The organism is Pseudomonas sp. LB3P25 (assembly GCF_054897985.1).
On the sequence record NZ_CM142711.1, the window covers coordinates 6498533 to 6515734 of the forward strand.

Sequence of the window (17202 nt, forward strand, 5' to 3'; positions counted from 1 at the left end):
GGAAACGGCGGGCAAGTTCGGTTATTGGGTGAAATCAAGGGCCACCCCTCACCCCAACCCTCTCCCCATAGGGGAGAGGGGGAAAGGGAGCCAATCTTCATGGCTTTCCGGACCTGAGTTCGACTCCGAATATTCAGGTCGCCGTATTTCTAAAGACACTTCGGTCAGTCCCCTCGCCCCTTGGGGAGAGGGCTAGGGTGAGGGGGCGCTTTTGATCTTTGCGCACAAAGCAAATATCAAATGCCCATCCCCCTATTTTTCCGCACAACCCAAACCCCGACACTGCGCTCCATCAATCAATCCACCGGAGTTGCAGCCATGCCCATTGCCTTGCTCGCGCTGACCCTCAGCGCTTTCGCCATCGGGACGACCGAGTTCGTCATCGTTGGCCTGTTACCCACCATCGGCGCCGACCTCGGCGTCAGCCTGCCGTCCGCCGGCCTGCTGGTCAGCCTCTACGCATTGGGCGTTGCCAGTGGCGCCCCGGTGCTGACCGCCCTCACCGGCAAAGTCCCGCGCAAAATGCTGCTGTTGTCGCTGATGGTGCTGTTCACCCTCGGCAACCTGCTGGCCTGGAAAGCGCCAAGCTACGAATCGCTGATCATCGCGCGGATCGTCACTGGCCTGGCCCACGGGGTGTTTTTCTCGATTGGCTCGACGATCGCCACCAGCCTCGTGCCGAAGGAAAAAGCCGCCAGCGCGATCGCCATCATGTTCACCGGCCTGACCGTGGCGCTGGTCACCGGCGTGCCACTGGGGACGTTCATTGGTCAGCATTTCGGCTGGCGTGAAACCTTCCTCGCGGTGTCTGCACTGGGTGTGATCGCGTTCATCGGCAGCCTGCTTTACGTGCCGAAAAACATTGCCCACAGCAAACCGGCTTCACTGTTGCAGCAATTGCAGGTGCTCAAGCAGCCGCGTCTGTTGCTGGTGTACGCCATGACCGCAGTCGGTTACGGCGGCTCGTTCATTGCGTTCACCTTCCTGGCACCGATTCTTCAGGATATTTCCGGCTTCAACGCCAGCACTGTCAGCCTGGTGTTGCTGGTCTACGGCATCTCGGTGGCCGTCGGTAACATCTGGGGCGGCAAACTGGCGGACAAACGCGGCCCGATCATCGCCCTGAAAATCATCTTCGCCCTGCTCGCCGCGGTGTTGTTCGTACTTACCTTTACCGCCGGCAACCCATGGCTGGCCCTGGCCACCGTACTGGTCTGGGGCGCGGTTGCGTTTGGCAACGTGCCGGGCCTGCAAGTGTATGTGGTGCGTCAGGCCGAACATCACACCCCGCATGCGGTGGACGTGGCGTCGGGCCTGAACATCGCCGCGTTCAACCTCGGCATCGCCGGTGGTGCGTGGGGCGGTGGCTTGATCGTTGCTCACATGGGCCTGATCCACACCGCGTGGATTGGCGGTCTGGTGGTGTTGGTCGCGTTGGTACTGACCGCGTGGAGCGGTCGTCTTGATCGGTTGGGGCCGGTGTATGCCGAACCGGTTGAAGGCACGGCCCGCATCGTCGCTGGGCATTGATAGATCAAAAGATCGCAGCCTTCGGCAGCTCCTACAGGTGTTCACATGCCCCTGTAGGAGCTGCCGCAGGCTGCGATCTTTGCTTTAACCGTCCGTATTCCCGTCGAAACTTTCTCGCCCGCCCCGCAGTCATCAAAAGACAGGGGCAGTCCGAAGACCATTAGACGGGAGGCGATATGGCGGCGATCCACATCGGTATTTCAGGCTGGCGCTACACGCCCTGGCGGGGGGATTTCTACCCAAAGGGGCTGACCCACACGCGCGAATTGCAATTCGCCTCACGGGCGGTCAACAGCATCGAAATCAATGGATCGTTTTACGCCCTGCAACGGCCCGAACGTTATGCCCAATGGTACGCCGAAACCCCGAGGGGCTTCGTTTTCAGCGTCAAAGCCCCGCGTTTTATCACCCACATCAGGCGACTGCGGGAGATCCATAAACCCTTGGCGAATTTCTTCGCCTCCGGGGTGCTGGAGCTCAAAGAAAAACTCGGCCCGATCCTCTGGCAATTCCCGCCCAACTTCAAATTCGATGCCGAGTTGTTCGAGACCTTTCTGGAGCAGTTGCCTCACAACACCGAAGAGGCCGCCGCCCTCGCCCGCCAGCATGATTCGCACGTGAACGGTCACGCCAGCATGAAGGCCTACGGGAAAAAGCCTTTGCGCCATGCCGTAGAAATCAGAAACGAGAGCTTCGTCGACCCCGCCTTCATCCGCCTGCTCAAACGCCACAATGCTGCGCTGGTGATCGCCGACACCGCCGGTAAATGGCCGTACCGCGAAGACCTCACCAGCGACTTCGTCTACCTGCGCCTGCACGGTGCCGAAGAACTCTACGCCAGCGGTTACACCCCCGAAGCGCTGAAACGCTGGGGTGACCGGATCGAAGCCTGGTACCACGGCCAGCAACCGCCCGACCCGCAGTTGATCGCGCCCCGGCAAAAGCCCAAGGCATGCAAGTCCCGCGAAGTGTTCTGCTATTTCGACAACGACATCAAAGTCCGCGCGCCTTTCGATGCCCGCCGCTTGCTGGAGCGCTTTCAACTGGATAAAGACCTCGCCACCCGTCCCGGTGAACTGGCCGCCGAAGGAGTGCTGTCATGAGCATTTCCGAACCGGTCGGCACCACCGACGAACAGCAACCCATCATCACCTCCGTGCGCAGCTTCACCGTGCTGACGGTCAACACGCACAAGGGGTTCACCGCGCTCAACCGGCGTTTCATCCTGCCGGAATTGCGCGAAGCGGTGCGCAGCGTGTCTGCCGACGTGGTGTTTTTGCAGGAAGTCCACGGCACCCACGAGCATCATCCCCAGCGCTACAGCAATTGGCCGGCGATGCCGCAATACGAATTCCTCGCCGACACCCTCTGGCCGCAGTTCGCCTATGGACGCAACGCGGTTTATCCGGCGGGCGATCACGGCAATGCGTTGCTGTCGAAATTCCAGATCATTCGCCACGACAACCTCGACGTTTCCATCAGCGGTCACGAGAACCGCGGCATCCTGCATTGCGTGCTGCGCCTGCCCGGTGACGGCCAGGAAGTGCATGCCATTTGCGTGCACCTGGGCCTTCGCGAATCCCACCGGACCGAACAACTCAAGTTGCTGGCCCGGCGCCTCGAAGAACTGCCCAGCGATGCCCCGGTGATCGTTGCCGGTGACTTCAACGACTGGCGCCAGCGTGCCGATGCACTGCTCAAACCCTGTGGTTTACGGGAGGTTTTCGCCGAACTCCACGGCAAACCGGCGCGCAGTTTTCCAGCGCGTTTGCCAGCGTTGCGCCTTGACCGCATCTACGTGCGCAACCTCAAGGCCAGCCAGCCGCAAGTGCTGGCCGCGCGGCCCTGGTCACACCTTTCCGACCATGCACCGCTGTCGGTGGAGATCGAGCTATGAGCAGCCCATCGATGGATAAAACCGATGTGGAGCACCTCTCCACAACCCTGCCGATTCGTGAGCCGGGCGTGGTCGACGTCGAATATGGCTGGCAAGGCAACAACCGCGTAGAGCTGCTGGAAAATGGTGAAGATTATTTCCCTCGGGTGTTCGAGGCTATGCGTCAGGCGAAGACTGAAATCCTGTTGGAAACCTTCATTGTATTCGAGGACAAGGTCGGTAACGAGCTGCAGGAAGTACTGGTCGCCGCCGCTCAACGCGGCGTGCGGATCAGCGCCAGTCTCGATGGCTTTGGCTGCGGTGAACTGAGCACGGGATACCTCACCGCCCTGAGTGAGGCCGGCGTGCGCATCCAGATTTTCGACCCTGCGCCCAAACATTTGGGCATCCGCACCAACTGGTTCCGCCGCCTGCACCGCAAGATCGTGGTGGTCGACGGCACGGTTGCGTTCATCGGCGGCATCAATTTTTCTGCTGACCATTTGGCCGACTTCGGCCCTGAGGCCAAGCAGGATTATTCCGTTGAAGTACAAGGCCCGGCGGTGGCTGACATTCATCACTTCGCCTTGCTGCAATGCGGTCGCCCGGCCCGGGCCAAATACTGGTGGCAACGCCGCAGGCAACGGCGCTCGGAACTGGCGTTCAGCGATCATGACGGTCAGGTTCGCCTGGTGTACCGCGACAACGGCGAGCATCCGACCGACATCGAAGAGGTTTACCGACAGGTGCTACGCAGTGCCCAGCGCCGGGTGGTGATCGCCAATGCCTACTTCTTTCCGGGCTATCGCCTGCTGCGCGAGATCCGCAACGCGGCGCGCCGTGGCGTCGATGTGCGGCTGATCCTGCAAGGTCAGCCCGATATGCTGGCGGCCAAACTCGCCGCGCGCATGACCTATGACTACCTGCTCAAATCCGGCGTGCAGATTTACGAATATTGCGACCGTCCGCTGCACGGCAAAGTCGCGCTGGTGGATGAGGATTGGAGCACTGTCGGTTCGAGCAACCTCGACCCGTTGAGCCTGTCCTTGAACCTGGAAGCCAATGTGTTGATCCGCGATCGCGCCTTCAACCGCGACCTGTTCGAGCGCCTCGAAGACCTGAGTAACAACCATTGCAAGGTCATGTCCACAGACAAGTCCCCGCGCGGGCGGGTCTGGCACATGACCGTCGGCTTTCTGGTGTTTCACTTTCTGCGGCACTTCCCGGCCTGGGCCGGTTGGCTGCCAGCGCACAAGCCGCGCCTGAAACCTTTTACCCACTCCGCCGGGAGTGACACCTGATGAGCCACTCTGATACACAACCGGCGACCCACGCCGACAGCCCGGGCAAATCACGCTGGAGCCGCTGGAAACGGCCGCTGACGATGCTGTTTTTCCTGGCGCTGATCGTACTGTTCACGATGCTTGCCCAGCGCATCGAATGGGATGAAGTGTTCGACAACCTCGCTGATTTCAAGGTGCGCACGCTGATCATCGCGTCCGGTCTGACCTTGCTGAGTTTTCTGGTTTACGCCTGCTTCGACCTGATCGGTCGTACCTACATTCGCCAGAACCTGACGTGGAAGCAGATCTTGCCGGTGGGGATTATCAGCTATGCCTTCAACCTCAATCTGAGCGCTTGGGTCGGCGGTATTGCCATGCGTTATCGACTGTATTCGCGACTTGGGGTGAGCAAGGGCAACATCGCGAAAATTCTCGGGTTGAGCCTGGCGACCAACTGGTTCGGTTACATGGTGGTTGCCGGTGCGGTGTTCAGCAGCGGGCTGGTGCGAATGCCGCCAGGCTGGAAGCTGAGCAGCGACGCCTTGCAAGGTGTGGGCGTGTTGTTGTTGCTGGTGAGCGCGGGGTATCTGGCGGCGTGTCAGTTTTCCAAGCGGCGGGAATGGGCGATACGCGGGGTGGAAATCGACCTGCCGTCCCTGCGCATGGCGGTGCTGCAACTGGCCCTCGGGGCGCTGAATTGGTCGCTGATGGCGGCGGTGATTTTCACCCTGCTGCCGAGCAAGCTGGATTACCCGCTGGTACTTGGAGTGTTGCTGATCAGCGCGATTGCCGGGGTCATCACGCACATTCCCGCCGGGCTCGGCGTGCTTGAAGCGGTGTTCGTGGCGCTGCTACAACATGAAGTGTCCAGAGGAAGCCTGGTGGCCGGATTGCTGGCGTATCGGGCGATCTATTTCATTTTGCCGCTACTGATTACCCTGGTGATGTACCTGATCGTGGAAGCCAAGGCCAAGTCGTTGCGGATCGAGAAGAAACCGAGGCACTAACAGCCTAATGCCAATCAGTTAAGCCAAAACGCACTCTGTAGCAGCTGGCGAAGCCTGCGTTCGGCTGCGTAGCAGTCGTGAAATCAGACGATGTGGTGTTTCAGGAAGTCCGTGCTTACAGGATCTACGACTGCTACGCAGCCGAACGCAGGCTTCGCCAGCTGCTACAGATTGTGTTGTTCTTTATCTATCGGCATCAGGCATTAACAGTCCGTATTTTCACGATGACTGGATAATACTCAACCGCTCGCCCACCACCATCTCGGTGATCCAGCCCACCAGGATCGAGGTGTACGCCTGTTGCGAAACTGGCTCACTCAAGGCGTGATCGGCGCCGTCGATAATCCGGTGGGTCAGCGAGTGGGTCTGCTGACAGGCCGCCCGGTAACTCATGATGGTTGCGTGGGGCACATAGTCGTCAGACTCTGATTCGACCAACAGCACATCCCCGGTAAATTGCGAACAGGCATGCAGCGCACGATTGCTGTCGGCGCGGACTAACGTGCGGCGGTAATCACGTAAATCGAGCTTATCCAGGTCACGTTTGGGCGTGTGCCATTGATCATCGCGATACAGCGCCGGCACCCGCAGCGCCAGCCAGCGCACCGGACGCAATGACGTCAGGATCGAGGCCAGGTAACCGCCATAACTGGTGCCGACCACCGCGATGGCCGAGGTGTCGAGCGCCGGGTGCGCGAGCAAGCGGTCATACGCCGCCAGCAGGTCGCGCAGGTTGTCTTCACGGGTCACGCGGGACAATGGAATTCCGTTGCCGCCGGTGTGCCCGCGCAAGTCGAACGTCAGGCACACGCACCCCAAACCGGCGATGCCTTTGGCCCGTTCAAGGTCCCGCTCCTGACTGCCGCCCCAGCCGTGCACAAAGAGCACGCCGGGGACTTTTGATTTGGGGCTGAGAAAAGTCCCGACCATCTGTTCATCGTCGATGTCGATCTGAATGGTTTCGCTTCTAGCCGTCATAGGATTTAACCGTTACGTACTTGAGAAGAAAGTCACTGTTTTGCGCCGGCCCGCGATACACCTCGATGGCGTTCGCCGGCAGCGGCTGGTCGAGGTAGGTCTCGACCGACGACACGCGAATCGCGCGCATCCCGGGGTTGTTGACGAAGCTCTGCAAGGCGGCGACTTCGGCACTGCTGGCACCGCCCATCCGCCAGGACTGCTCGAGCACGCCGCTGCGCTGCTTGCCGTTGCTGTCCACGCCTTGGGCGATGTCGTAGTTGCGCCGCGAGGCGTAGAAACCGGGATAAGCCTCATCCGCGGCACGGTCGAACACTTGCGCCTGACGGATCGCGAGCCGCACATCGTCCGACAGTTCCAGTTCGAGCAGATCGTCGTAGTGCCCCTGCACCACCAGCAGGTTGGAGCCTCCATAAACCTGCTCGCCCTGATCGTCTTCGGTCAAGTATTGATCACCGCAATAACTCAGCACCGTGTCGCCGATAAAGCTCTGACCGACGCTGTGGGTGATCACTTGGTCCAGGTCCTGCTCCAGCACCACGCCTTCGGTGAACAGCGTTTTGGCATCGGGTCTGGCGAGGATGGCATCGAACTGATCGAGGCTTTTGATCACTTCCTGACCGCGTCCGGCGCAGGCATGAATAGGCTTGATGCGGATCGGGCCGCTGTAGAGCAGGTGTTCTGCCGCGGGCCGCGCATCGTCCATAGAAAAAACACTGAGGCCGTCGAGCACCACGCTGCGCACCCGTTCGGAAAACAACGGTGACCAGCCTTCCGGTGCGTGAGCATCTTTGTTGCGCAGCCCGTGACTGATGGCTTTGGTGCAGATGAAATCATGGTCGACGTAACCGCCCCACAAATCCTCCGGCCCCTTGACGCCTAATTGCCGGGCGGCAGCAACGCCAACAAGCGTCTGGGTCGGCAACAGATAAAGGTCTCGCCCGTTGTGCAATTCGGGGTCGTAACTGCCGCCGTATTTAAGCCCCAGGATCTGCGCCAGCCAACGGGCCAGCGCACGATTGGTTTCTACTTCGTGCAATGGAGCCTCGGGGCGCACGGAGTGGGCGACCACCAGTTTGTTGCGATTTGTTGGGGTCATGCGTTCCCCTTCAATCTGCGCTTGATGAATGTAGTAGAAAGGGTGCAGAGATCAGGCCAAGTGCGGCTGGAGTGAAACGGCTTTGGAATCAGCCAATTGCGCAAAACGTGATGGCACCCCGCCTGTTTTATTCTGCACGACAGCCTTCAAGGTTCCGGCATTTTGCACGACTCAAGCCTTCCACTGACCCAATGTGGGAGCGAGCCTGTGTGGCGAGGGGATTTATCCCCGTAGGGCTGCGAAGCGGCCCCGAAATCGAAAACCGCGGTGGGCCAAGTACACCGCACACGATGGTTTACGACTGCTTCGCAGCCGAACGGGGATAAATCCCCTCGCCACACAGGCTCGCTCCCACAGGGGATTTGGAGTGAGGCTTCTACCGGGTTGCCGCAGTCGGCGTCACTCCAAACCGCGACCGGTAATCACTCGGAGCCAACCCGGTAATCTTCTTGAACGTCGCCCGAAACGCACTCGGATCCTGATACCCCACCGTCCAGGCAATGTGATCGATGGTGCCGTTGGTGAACTCGAGCATTTCCCGGGCCTTGCCGACCCGCAGGTGCTGGCAGTACTCGGTGGGTTTAAGCCCGGTTGCCGCGCGAAATCGACGCAAGAACGTGCGCTCTTCCAACCCTGCCCGATCGGCCATCGTCGCCAGCGACACATCGGTCGCGCCGGTGCTTTGCAGCCAATGCTGGACCTTGAGAATCGAAGCATCGCCATGGCTGAGTATCAGTGAAAAGTTGCTGCCGCACTCACTCGCGCTGTCGCTGTGTTCCACCACCAGAAACCGCGCGGTGCTGGTGGCGATGCTCGGCCCCAGCAGGCGGTTGACCAGACGCAAACCCAGTTCGGACCAGGCCATCAGCCCGGCGGTGGTGATCAGGTCGCCGTCGTCAACGATGGGTGTGTCGGCCTTGAGCTTGATCGCCGGGTAACGCTCGGCGAAGGCTTTGGCCGAGGTCCAGTGGGTAGTGGCGCTACGGCCGTCGAGCAGGCCGCTCTCGGCCAACAGAATCGACCCCACACAAACCCCGCCGAGTGTCGCGCCATTGGCGTGTTGCTGACGCAGCCAGCGAATCAGCCCCTGCGGTGCCTGGCCTTCGGAAAAACCGGCAATCGACGGCGGAATCAACACTGCCACCAACGCGCCGTCCGCAGCGGGATGACTGTCGTAGACCCGCTCGGGCGTCTGATCGCCGTCAACTTGCCAATGGCTGACCCGCAACAATGGCAATTGCGCCGCCTGATGCTCGGCGGCAATCCGGTTTGCCACCCCGAACAAGTCCGTCAATCCGTGCACCGCCGCCATCTGCGCGCCGGGATAGATCAGTACACCCAGTTCGGCGATTGGTCTTTCTACATCCATTGTCAGTTTTCCCCCTTCTATTGTCGGTGCGGCCAATCCTCGGACGGCCTGCCAGACCCAATACTTCATTCCACACCCAACAAGCACTTCGAGGAAACAGTCATGGCCAAGCAAGCACTCATCGTAGTCGATATCCAAAATGACTACTTCCCTCAAGGCAAGTGGCCGCTGGTGGGCGCCGATGCCGCCGCGGACAACGCCGTACGGTTAATCAAAGCCTTCCGCGATGCCGGTGATTCAGTGGTGCACATCCGCCACGAGTTCACCTCCGACGCCGCGCCATTTTTCACCCCGGGTTCCGAAGGCGCGAAACTGCACCCCAAAGTCCTCAACCGCGCCGACGAGCCGGTCGTGCTCAAACACTTCGTCAACTCGTTCCGCGAAACCGAACTACAGTCAATCCTCGACGAGCAAGGCATCAAAGAACTGGTCGTCGTCGGCAGCATGAGCCACATGTGTGTCGATGGCATCACCCGCGCCGCCGCCGACCTTGGCTACACCGTCACAGTGATTCACGACGCCTGCGCTACCCGTGATCTGGAGTTCAACGGTGTCACCGTTCCGGCAGCCCACGTGCACGCGGCCTTCATGTCGGCCCTGGGCTTCGCCTATGCAAACGTGGTGTCCACTGACGAGTTCCTGGCGGCGCATCACTGACCAACGCTTCTGCCTCGGGTGCTGCAATCCGACGCTCCCGAAACAAAGAAGGCCAGTCGCGTGCGCACATGACTGGCCTTTTTTCTGAGACTTACGGCCGAAAAGCCGGATAATGGCGACCAAATCGTCTAGCCCGTTATTCTGGTAATCCCCCATGGAAATCAAGGTCAACTTTCTCGACAACCTTCGGCTTGAAGCCAAGTTCGATGACTTCACGGTGGTGGCCGATCAACCTATCCGCTACAAAGGCGATGGCTCGGCACCGGGTCCGTTCGACTACTTCCTGGCGTCGTCGGCGTTGTGTGCCGCCTACTTTGTGAAGTTGTATTGCAGCACGCGCAATATCCCCACCGATAACATCCGCCTGTCGCAGAACAATATTGTTGACCCGGAAAACCGTTACAACCAGATTTTCAAGATCCAGGTCGAGCTACCGGCGGACATCTCCGACAAGGACCGCCAGGGCATCCTGCGTTCCATCGACCGTTGCACCGTGAAAAAAGTGGTGCAAGCCGGGCCTGAGTTTGTGATCGAAGAAGTGGAAAACCTCGACGCCGATGCCCAGGCGTTGCTGATGCCTGCGTCTAATTCAGAGGCGCACACCTATATCGCGGGCAAGGATCTGCCGCTGGAGCAAACCATCGCCAACATGTCGGCCATTCTGGCGGACCTGGGCATGAAGATTGAAATCGCTTCGTGGCGCAATATCGTTCCCAACGTGTGGTCGCTGCATATCCGCGATGCGCACTCGCCGATGTGTTTTACCAACGGCAAGGGCGCAACCAAGGAAGGCGCGTTGGCGTCGGCGTTGGGCGAGTTTATCGAGCGACTCAACTGCAACTTCTTCTACAACGATCAGTTCTGGGGCGAAGAGATCGCCAACGCTGCGTTTGTGCATTACCCGAACGAGCGCTGGTTCACGCCTGGCCGCAAAGACGCGCTGCCAAGTGAAATCCTCGACGCGTACTGCCTGAAGATTTACAACCGCGACGGCGAGCTGCGTGGCTCTCACCTGATCGACACCAACTCGGGCAACGAAGAGCGCGGCATCTGCTCGTTGCCGTACGTGCGCCAGTCGGACGGCGAGGTGGTGTACTTCCCGTCCAACCTGATTGAAAACCTTTTCCTGAGCAACGGCATGAGTGCCGGTAACACACTGGCCGAAGCCCAGGTGCAGTGCCTGTCGGAGATCTTCGAGCGCGCGGTAAAGCGCGAAATCATCGAAGGCGAATTCGCACTCCCGGATGTCCCGGCCAATGTGCTGGCGAAGTACCCTGCCATACTGGCCGGTATTCAGGCGCTGGAAGAGCAGGGATTCCCCGTGTTGGTGAAGGATGCGTCCCTGGGGGGTGAGTTCCCGGTGATGTGCGTCACATTGATGAACCCGCGTACCGGCGGTGTGTTCGCCTCGTTCGGCGCGCACCCGAGCCTGGAAGTGGCGCTGGAACGCAGCCTGACCGAATTGTTGCAGGGCCGCAGCTTCGAAGGCCTCAACGACCTGCCCCAGCCGACGTTTGAAGGCCATGCGGTGACCGAGCCGAATAACTTCGTCGAGCACTTCATCGATTCCAGCGGCGTGGTGTCGTGGCGCTTCTTCAGCTCCAAGTCCGATTACGAATTCGTGGAGTGGGACTTCTCCGGCCAGGGTGAAAACTCGAATACCGATGAAGCCGCGACTTTGTTCGGCATTCTCGAAGGCATGGGCAAAGAAGTGTATATGGCGGTCTACGAGCATATCGGCGCGACGGCCTGCCGCATCCTGGTGCCGGACTACTCGGAGATCTATCCGGTGGACGACCTGATCTGGGATAACACCAACAAAGCGCTGTTCTTCCGCGCCGATATCCTGAACCTGCATCGCCTGGACGACGACGAACTGCAAGCGCTGGTTGAGCGCCTGGTGGAAAGTGAGCTGGATGACTACACCGATATCACCTCCCTGATCGGCATCGAATTTGACGACAATACGGCCTGGGGTCAGCTGACGATCCTGGAGTTGAAGCTGCTGATTTATCTCGCCTTGCAGCAATTTGAAGAGGCGAAAGAGGCAGTGGAGATGTTCCTGCAGTACAACGACAACACGGTTGAGCGCGGCTTGTTCTACCAGGCCGTGAACGTGGTGCTGGAGATGAAGCTGGACGAAGACCTGGAACTGGAAGACTACGAGGCCAACTTCCGCCGGATGTTCGGTAACGAGCGGATGGATGCAGCGATCGGATCGGTGGACAGCAGCGTGCGCTTCCATGGCTTGACGCCGACCAGCTTGAAACTGGAGGGGCTCGACAGGCACCTGCGGTTGATCGATAGCTACAAGAAACTGCACTCGGCACGGGCCAATGTGACCGCGTTATCCAGTTAATAGCGCCAACAAAAAAGCGAAGCCAGATGGCTTCGCTTTTTTGTTACTGACTGGATAGCTGCTTTTTAGAACGGGATATCGTCATCAAAGCTGTCGAAATCCGGAGCCGGTTGCGGAGCAGCCTGCTGTGGAGCCGGAGCCTGACGCGACTGTTGCGGTGCTGCCGACTGCTGCGGACGCGGAGCCTGTTGGCGTGGGGCTGGGGCGGACTGCTGGTAGTTATTGCCCCCGCCTTGTTGGTCGCCCTGCTGTGGACGGCCGCCCAGCAGTTGCATGGTGCCTTGCATGTCGACCACGATTTCAGTGGTGTAACGCTTGATACCGTCTTTTTCCCACTCGCGGGTCTGCAGCTTGCCTTCGATGTAAACCTGTGAACCTTTACGCAGGTACTCGCCGGCGATCTCGGCAACCTTGCCGAACATCGACACACGGTGCCATTCGGTCTTCTCGACCTTCTGACCGGTTTGCTTGTCAGTCCACTGTTCGCTGGTCGCCAGACTCAGGTTGGTCACGGCGTTACCGTTAGGCAAGTAGCGAACTTCGGGATCCTGGCCGCAAGTGCCGACCAATATGACTTTGTTAACCCCACGGGCCATAACGTTCTCCTAGGCTACGCACGCTGCCCCGGCCGGGTTGTTCACCAGGCGTTCAAGGGTGGTGCGATCCAATAGTTCTGTGTCCAATTTGATGTAAATCGCCGCTTCATCCTCGACGATCACTGCATCTGTTACCCCTACGACGGCCTTCAGGCGCTCGACCAGACCCGCTTCGCGGATCGCCTCGGGCGACAACGGCAAGCGCAGGCTCGTCACGTAGGGAGGTTCGCGCATGGTAACAGCAAAGGCCAGCCAGAGGGCAGCCAGACCGGCGCATCCAAGGAACACAACCGACAGACCGCCATGCTGGAACAACCAGCCGCCGAGGATGCCGCCCAGTGCCGAACCGAGGAACTGGCTGGTGGAATAAACCCCCATCGCCGTGCCCTTGCCGCCTGCCGGTGAAACCTTGCTGATCAGCGATGGCAAGGACGCTTCCAGCAAGTTGAACGCGGTAAAGAACACCACCGTCCCGATCACCAGAGCCCGCAAGCTATCGCCGAACTGCCAGAAGAATAGCTCAGTGAGCATCAGCGTCGCGACGGCGCCGAGTAAAACTCGTTTCATTTTGCGTTTCTTCTCGCCGTAGATGATGAACGGGATCATGGCGAAGAAGGAAATCAACAACGCGGTCAGGTAGACCCACCAGTGCTGCTCTTTGGGCAACCCGGCTTTTTCGACCAGCGCCAGCGGCAATGCAACGAAGCTCGACATCAACATCGCGTGCAACACAAAAATGCCCAGGTCCAGACGCAGCAGGTCCGGGTGCTTGAGCGTCGGTATCAGCGCCTGGCGCGCAACACCGGATTCGCGATGCTGCAACGGCCCGGTTGAGCGCGGCACCATGAACATCACGATCACGATGCCGAACAGCGCCATGCCGCCCGTGGCGAGGAACAACCCGGACAGGCCGAAGGCGCGGGTCAGCAACGGTCCTACAACCATCGCGACAGCGAACGACAGACCGATCGTCATGCCGATCATCGCCATGGCTTTGGTCCGATGCTGTTCGCGGGTCAGGTCTGACAGCAACGCCATCACCGCCGCGGAAATCGCCCCGGCGCCTTGCAGGATTCGTCCGGCGATCACGCCCCAAATCGAGTCGGCGTTGGCCGCCAGCACGCTTCCGAGGGCGAAGACGATCAGCCCGAGATAAATCACCGGGCGGCGACCGATGCGGTCGGAAATAAAGCCGAAAGGAATCTGGAAGATCGCCTGGGTCAGGCCGTAAGCGCCAATCGCCAGCCCGATGAGGGCCGGGGTCGCTCCTGCCAGATCCATTCCATAGGTCGCCAGTACCGGCAACACCATGAACATGCCAAGCATACGGAAGGCGAACACCAGGGCCAGACCGCTTGCTGCGCGGGTCTCACTGCCACTCATGCGTTCGCTGTGGGGATCGTGCATGGAAAAACCTCATGTGAACCGGCGGCGATTCTACCAGTCCCATCGATTGACGGGGTATATCGCGACGCTTTGACGCGCTCTGCTGACAGACTCTTCATGTAAGGCTGCAACCCGCTCATTCGATAGTGTGCATCCATCCAGTATTTGGCCGTATACTCCTACGTTTTCGACGCCCGCCGAGCGAGGCCACTTTGGACAAGATCCTGATTCGTGGGGCCCGAACCCACAACCTGAAGAACATCGACCTGACCCTGCCACGGGACAAACTGATCGTCATCACCGGCCTGTCCGGCTCCGGAAAATCATCCCTGGCATTCGACACGCTGTACGCCGAAGGCCAGCGCCGTTACGTCGAATCGCTGTCGGCCTACGCCCGGCAGTTCCTGTCGATGATGGAAAAACCTGACGTCGACACCATCGAAGGTTTGTCGCCAGCCATTTCCATCGAACAGAAGTCGACCTCGCACAACCCGCGTTCGACGGTCGGCACCATCACCGAAATCTACGATTACCTGCGCCTGCTTTACGCTCGCGTGGGTATTCCGCGTTGCCCGGATCACGACATTCCACTGGAAGCCCAGACCGTCAGCCAGATGGTTGACCTGGTCCTCGCCCAACCGGAGGGCAGCAAGCTTATGCTGTTAGCGCCGGTGATTCGCGAGCGTAAAGGCGAACACCTTTCGGTCTTCGAAGAACTGCGCGCCCAAGGTTTTGTGCGAGCCCGGGTCAACGGCCGGCTCTGCGAGCTGGACGAGTTGCCGAAGCTGGATAAACAAAAGAAGCATTCGATTGATGTGGTGGTCGACCGCTTCAAGGTGCGCGCCGACCTGCAACAGCGCCTGGCCGAGTCGTTCGAGACCGCGCTGAAGCTCGCCGACGGCATAGCCCTGGTAGCGCCGATGGACGACGAGCCAGGTGAAGAGATCATCTTCTCCGCGCGCTTCGCCTGCCCGATTTGCGGTCACGCCATCAGCGAGCTGGAACCCAAGCTGTTCTCCTTCAACAACCCGGCCGGCGCTTGCCCGACTTGCGATGGCCTGGGTGTTAAGCAATTCTTCGACATCAAGCGTTTGGTGAATGGCGAACTGACGCTGGCGGAAGGCGCGATTCGCGGCTGGGACCGGCGCAACGTCTATTACTTCCAGATGCTCGGGTCGTTGGCTTCGCACTACAAGTTCAGCCTGGAAGTGCCGTTCAACGAACTGCCGGCCGATCAGCAGAAGTTCATCCTGCACGGCAGCGGCTCGCAGAACGTCGACTTCAAATACCTGAACGACCGTGGCGACATCGTCAAACGCTCGCACCCGTTCGAAGGCATCGTGCCGAATCTGGAACGTCGCTACCGCGAAACCGAGTCGGCTTCGGTGCGTGAAGAGCTGGCCAAGTTCCTCAGCACACAACCTTGCCCAGATTGCCGTGGTACTCGCCTGCGGCGTGAGGCGCGGCATGTGTGGGTGGGCGAGAAGACGCTGCCGGCAGTGACCAATCTGCCGATTGGCGATGCCTGTGAGTATTTCGGCATATTGAAACTTACTGGCCGTCGCGGTGAAATTGCCGACAAGATTCTCAAGGAAATTCGCGAGCGACTGCAGTTCCTGGTCAACGTTGGCCTGGACTATTTGTCGCTGGATCGAAGTGCCGACACGTTGTCCGGTGGTGAAGCACAGCGAATCCGTCTGGCCAGCCAGATCGGCGCAGGCCTGGTTGGCGTTCTATACATTCTCGACGAACCATCGATTGGCCTGCATCAGCGAGACAACGACCGGTTGCTCGGTACGCTCAAGCACCTGCGGGACATCGGCAATACGGTGATTGTGGTCGAGCACGATGAAGATGCGATTCGCCTGGCTGACTACGTGGTGGATATCGGCCCGGGTGCCGGCGTGCATGGTGGGCATATCGTCGCCGAAGGTACGCCGGCCGAGGTCATGGCTCACCCTGATTCGTTGACCGGCAAGTACTTGTCGGGACGGGTGAAAATTGCAGTTCCGGCCAAACGCACGCCGCGTAACAAGAAATTGTCGCTGTCCCTCAAGGGCGCCCGTGGCAACAACTTGCGCGATGTCGATCTGGACATTCCGATCGGCCTGCTGACCTGCGTGACCGGTGTGTCCGGCTCGGGCAAGTCGACGCTGATCAACAACACGTTGTTCCCGCTTAGCGCTACGGCATTGAACGGTGCGACGACGCTCGAAGCGGCCGCTCATGACAGCATCAAAGGTCTGGAGCATCTGGACAAGGTTGTCGACATCGACCAGAGCCCGATCGGCCGAACGCCGCGCTCCAACCCGGCGACCTACACCGGGTTGTTCACACCGATTCGCGAACTGTTCGCCGGCGTGCCGGAGTCCCGCTCCCGCGGTTATGGTCCTGGACGTTTCTCCTTCAACGTGAAGGGCGGACGTTGCGAGGCCTGTCAGGGTGATGGCCTGATCAAGGTGGAAATGCACTTCCTGCCGGACATCTATGTCCCGTGCGACGTCTGCAAGAGCAAGCGCTACAACCGCGAAACCCTCGAGATCAAGTACAAGGGCAAGAGCATCCACGAAACCCTTGAGATGACGATCGAGGAAGCGCGGGTGTTCTTCGATGCAGTTCCTGCTCTGGCGCGCAAGCTTCAGACGCTGATGGATGTCGGCCTTTCGTACATCAAGCTCGGGCAGTCAGCGACCACGCTGTCGGGTGGTGAAGCCCAACGGGTGAAGCTGTCCCGCGAACTGTCCAAGCGCGATACCGGCAAGACGCTGTATATCCTCGATGAGCCGACGACCGGCCTGCACTTCGCGGATATTCAGCAGCTGCTCGACGTACTGCATCGATTGCGCGACCACGGCAACACGGTGGTGGTGATCGAGCACAACCTGGATGTGATCAAGACCGCCGACTGGTTGGTGGACTTGGGGCCGGAAGGCGGCTCCAAAGGCGGCCAGATCATTGCCGTCGGTACGCCGGAAGAAGTGTCAGAGATGAAGCAATCTCACACCGGCTTCTACCTCAAGCCGCTGTTGGCTCGCGACAAAGCCTGAATCAGGCCCACGAAA

General features: G+C 59.7%; 13 protein-coding genes. 8 read left to right on the top strand and 5 right to left on the bottom strand.

The annotated features are described in order from the left end of the window. The first annotated feature begins 318 nt into the window (after window positions 1-318). From ACYZTW_RS29940 to ACYZTW_RS29960, 5 genes are all read left to right on the top strand, one after another. Window positions 319-1530, top strand: coding sequence for an MFS transporter (locus tag ACYZTW_RS29940; protein ID WP_462002918.1), 1212 nt, complete (start codon window positions 319-321; stop codon window positions 1528-1530). A 176-nt stretch (window positions 1531-1706) separates the two neighbouring features. Next, window positions 1707-2633 (top strand): DUF72 domain-containing protein, encoded by a 927-nt coding sequence (locus ACYZTW_RS29945; RefSeq protein WP_462002919.1) that lies wholly within the window; start codon window positions 1707-1709, stop codon window positions 2631-2633. After that, window positions 2630-3427 carry an endonuclease/exonuclease/phosphatase family protein gene (locus tag ACYZTW_RS29950; protein WP_462002920.1) on the top strand — a complete coding sequence of 266 codons (798 nt, stop codon included), beginning with the start codon at window positions 2630-2632 and terminating at the stop codon, window positions 3425-3427. The genes ACYZTW_RS29945 and ACYZTW_RS29950 overlap by 4 nt, the downstream gene beginning before the upstream one ends. After that, window positions 3424-4707, top strand: coding sequence for a cardiolipin synthase ClsB (gene clsB / locus ACYZTW_RS29955; RefSeq protein WP_462002921.1), 1284 nt, complete (start codon window positions 3424-3426; stop codon window positions 4705-4707). The genes ACYZTW_RS29950 and clsB overlap by 4 nt, the downstream gene beginning before the upstream one ends. Further along, complete coding sequence (locus ACYZTW_RS29960; protein ID WP_462002922.1) at window positions 4707-5696, top strand: lysylphosphatidylglycerol synthase domain-containing protein; 990 nt, start codon at window positions 4707-4709, stop codon at window positions 5694-5696. The genes clsB and ACYZTW_RS29960 overlap by 1 nt, the downstream gene beginning before the upstream one ends. Before the next feature lie 219 nt (window positions 5697-5915). Here ACYZTW_RS29960 and ACYZTW_RS29965 read toward each other — a convergent pair whose 3' ends face one another. The 3 genes from ACYZTW_RS29965 to ACYZTW_RS29975 all read right to left on the bottom strand — a co-directional run bounded on the left by ACYZTW_RS29965 (window position 5916) and on the right by ACYZTW_RS29975 (window position 9142). Continuing rightward, window positions 5916-6674 carry an alpha/beta hydrolase family protein gene (locus ACYZTW_RS29965; RefSeq protein ID WP_462002923.1) on the bottom strand — a complete coding sequence of 253 codons (759 nt, stop codon included), beginning with the start codon at window positions 6672-6674 and terminating at the stop codon, window positions 5916-5918. Beyond that, complete coding sequence (locus tag ACYZTW_RS29970) at window positions 6664-7773, bottom strand: DUF3182 family protein (RefSeq protein WP_462002924.1); 1110 nt, start codon at window positions 7771-7773, stop codon at window positions 6664-6666. The genes ACYZTW_RS29965 and ACYZTW_RS29970 overlap by 11 nt, the downstream gene beginning before the upstream one ends. A 376-nt stretch (window positions 7774-8149) precedes the next feature. Further along, on the bottom strand, window positions 8150-9142 hold the full coding sequence (locus tag ACYZTW_RS29975; protein ID WP_462002925.1) for a GlxA family transcriptional regulator: 993 nt from the start codon (window positions 9140-9142) through the stop codon (window positions 8150-8152). Between the two features lie 102 nt (window positions 9143-9244). Here ACYZTW_RS29975 and ACYZTW_RS29980 point away from each other — a divergent pair, with 102 nt between their 5' ends. Both ACYZTW_RS29980 and ACYZTW_RS29985 read left to right on the top strand, forming a co-directional pair. Then, a complete protein-coding gene (locus ACYZTW_RS29980; protein WP_462002926.1) occupies window positions 9245-9799 on the top strand; it encodes a cysteine hydrolase family protein in 555 nt (184 codons plus the stop codon). Window positions 9800-9953: 154 nt separating this feature from the next. Continuing rightward, a complete protein-coding gene (locus tag ACYZTW_RS29985; protein WP_462002927.1) occupies window positions 9954-12158 on the top strand; it encodes an OsmC domain/YcaO domain-containing protein in 2205 nt (734 codons plus the stop codon). A gap of 65 nt (window positions 12159-12223) precedes the next feature. Here the strand turns inward: ACYZTW_RS29985 and ACYZTW_RS29990 are convergent, their stop codons facing one another. Together ACYZTW_RS29990 and ACYZTW_RS29995 are read right to left on the bottom strand one after the other, a co-directional pair. Next, on the bottom strand, window positions 12224-12754 hold the full coding sequence (locus tag ACYZTW_RS29990; protein WP_008145505.1) for a single-stranded DNA-binding protein: 531 nt from the start codon (window positions 12752-12754) through the stop codon (window positions 12224-12226). A gap of 9 nt (window positions 12755-12763) precedes the next feature. Next, complete coding sequence (locus ACYZTW_RS29995) at window positions 12764-14161, bottom strand: MFS transporter (RefSeq protein WP_415771747.1); 1398 nt, start codon at window positions 14159-14161, stop codon at window positions 12764-12766. A 191-nt stretch (window positions 14162-14352) separates the two neighbouring features. On the opposite strand from ACYZTW_RS29995, the gene uvrA reads away from it, so the two are divergent. Next, a complete protein-coding gene (uvrA, locus tag ACYZTW_RS30000; RefSeq protein WP_462002928.1) occupies window positions 14353-17187 on the top strand; it encodes an excinuclease ABC subunit UvrA in 2835 nt (944 codons plus the stop codon). Window positions 17188-17202 lie beyond the last annotated feature (15 nt).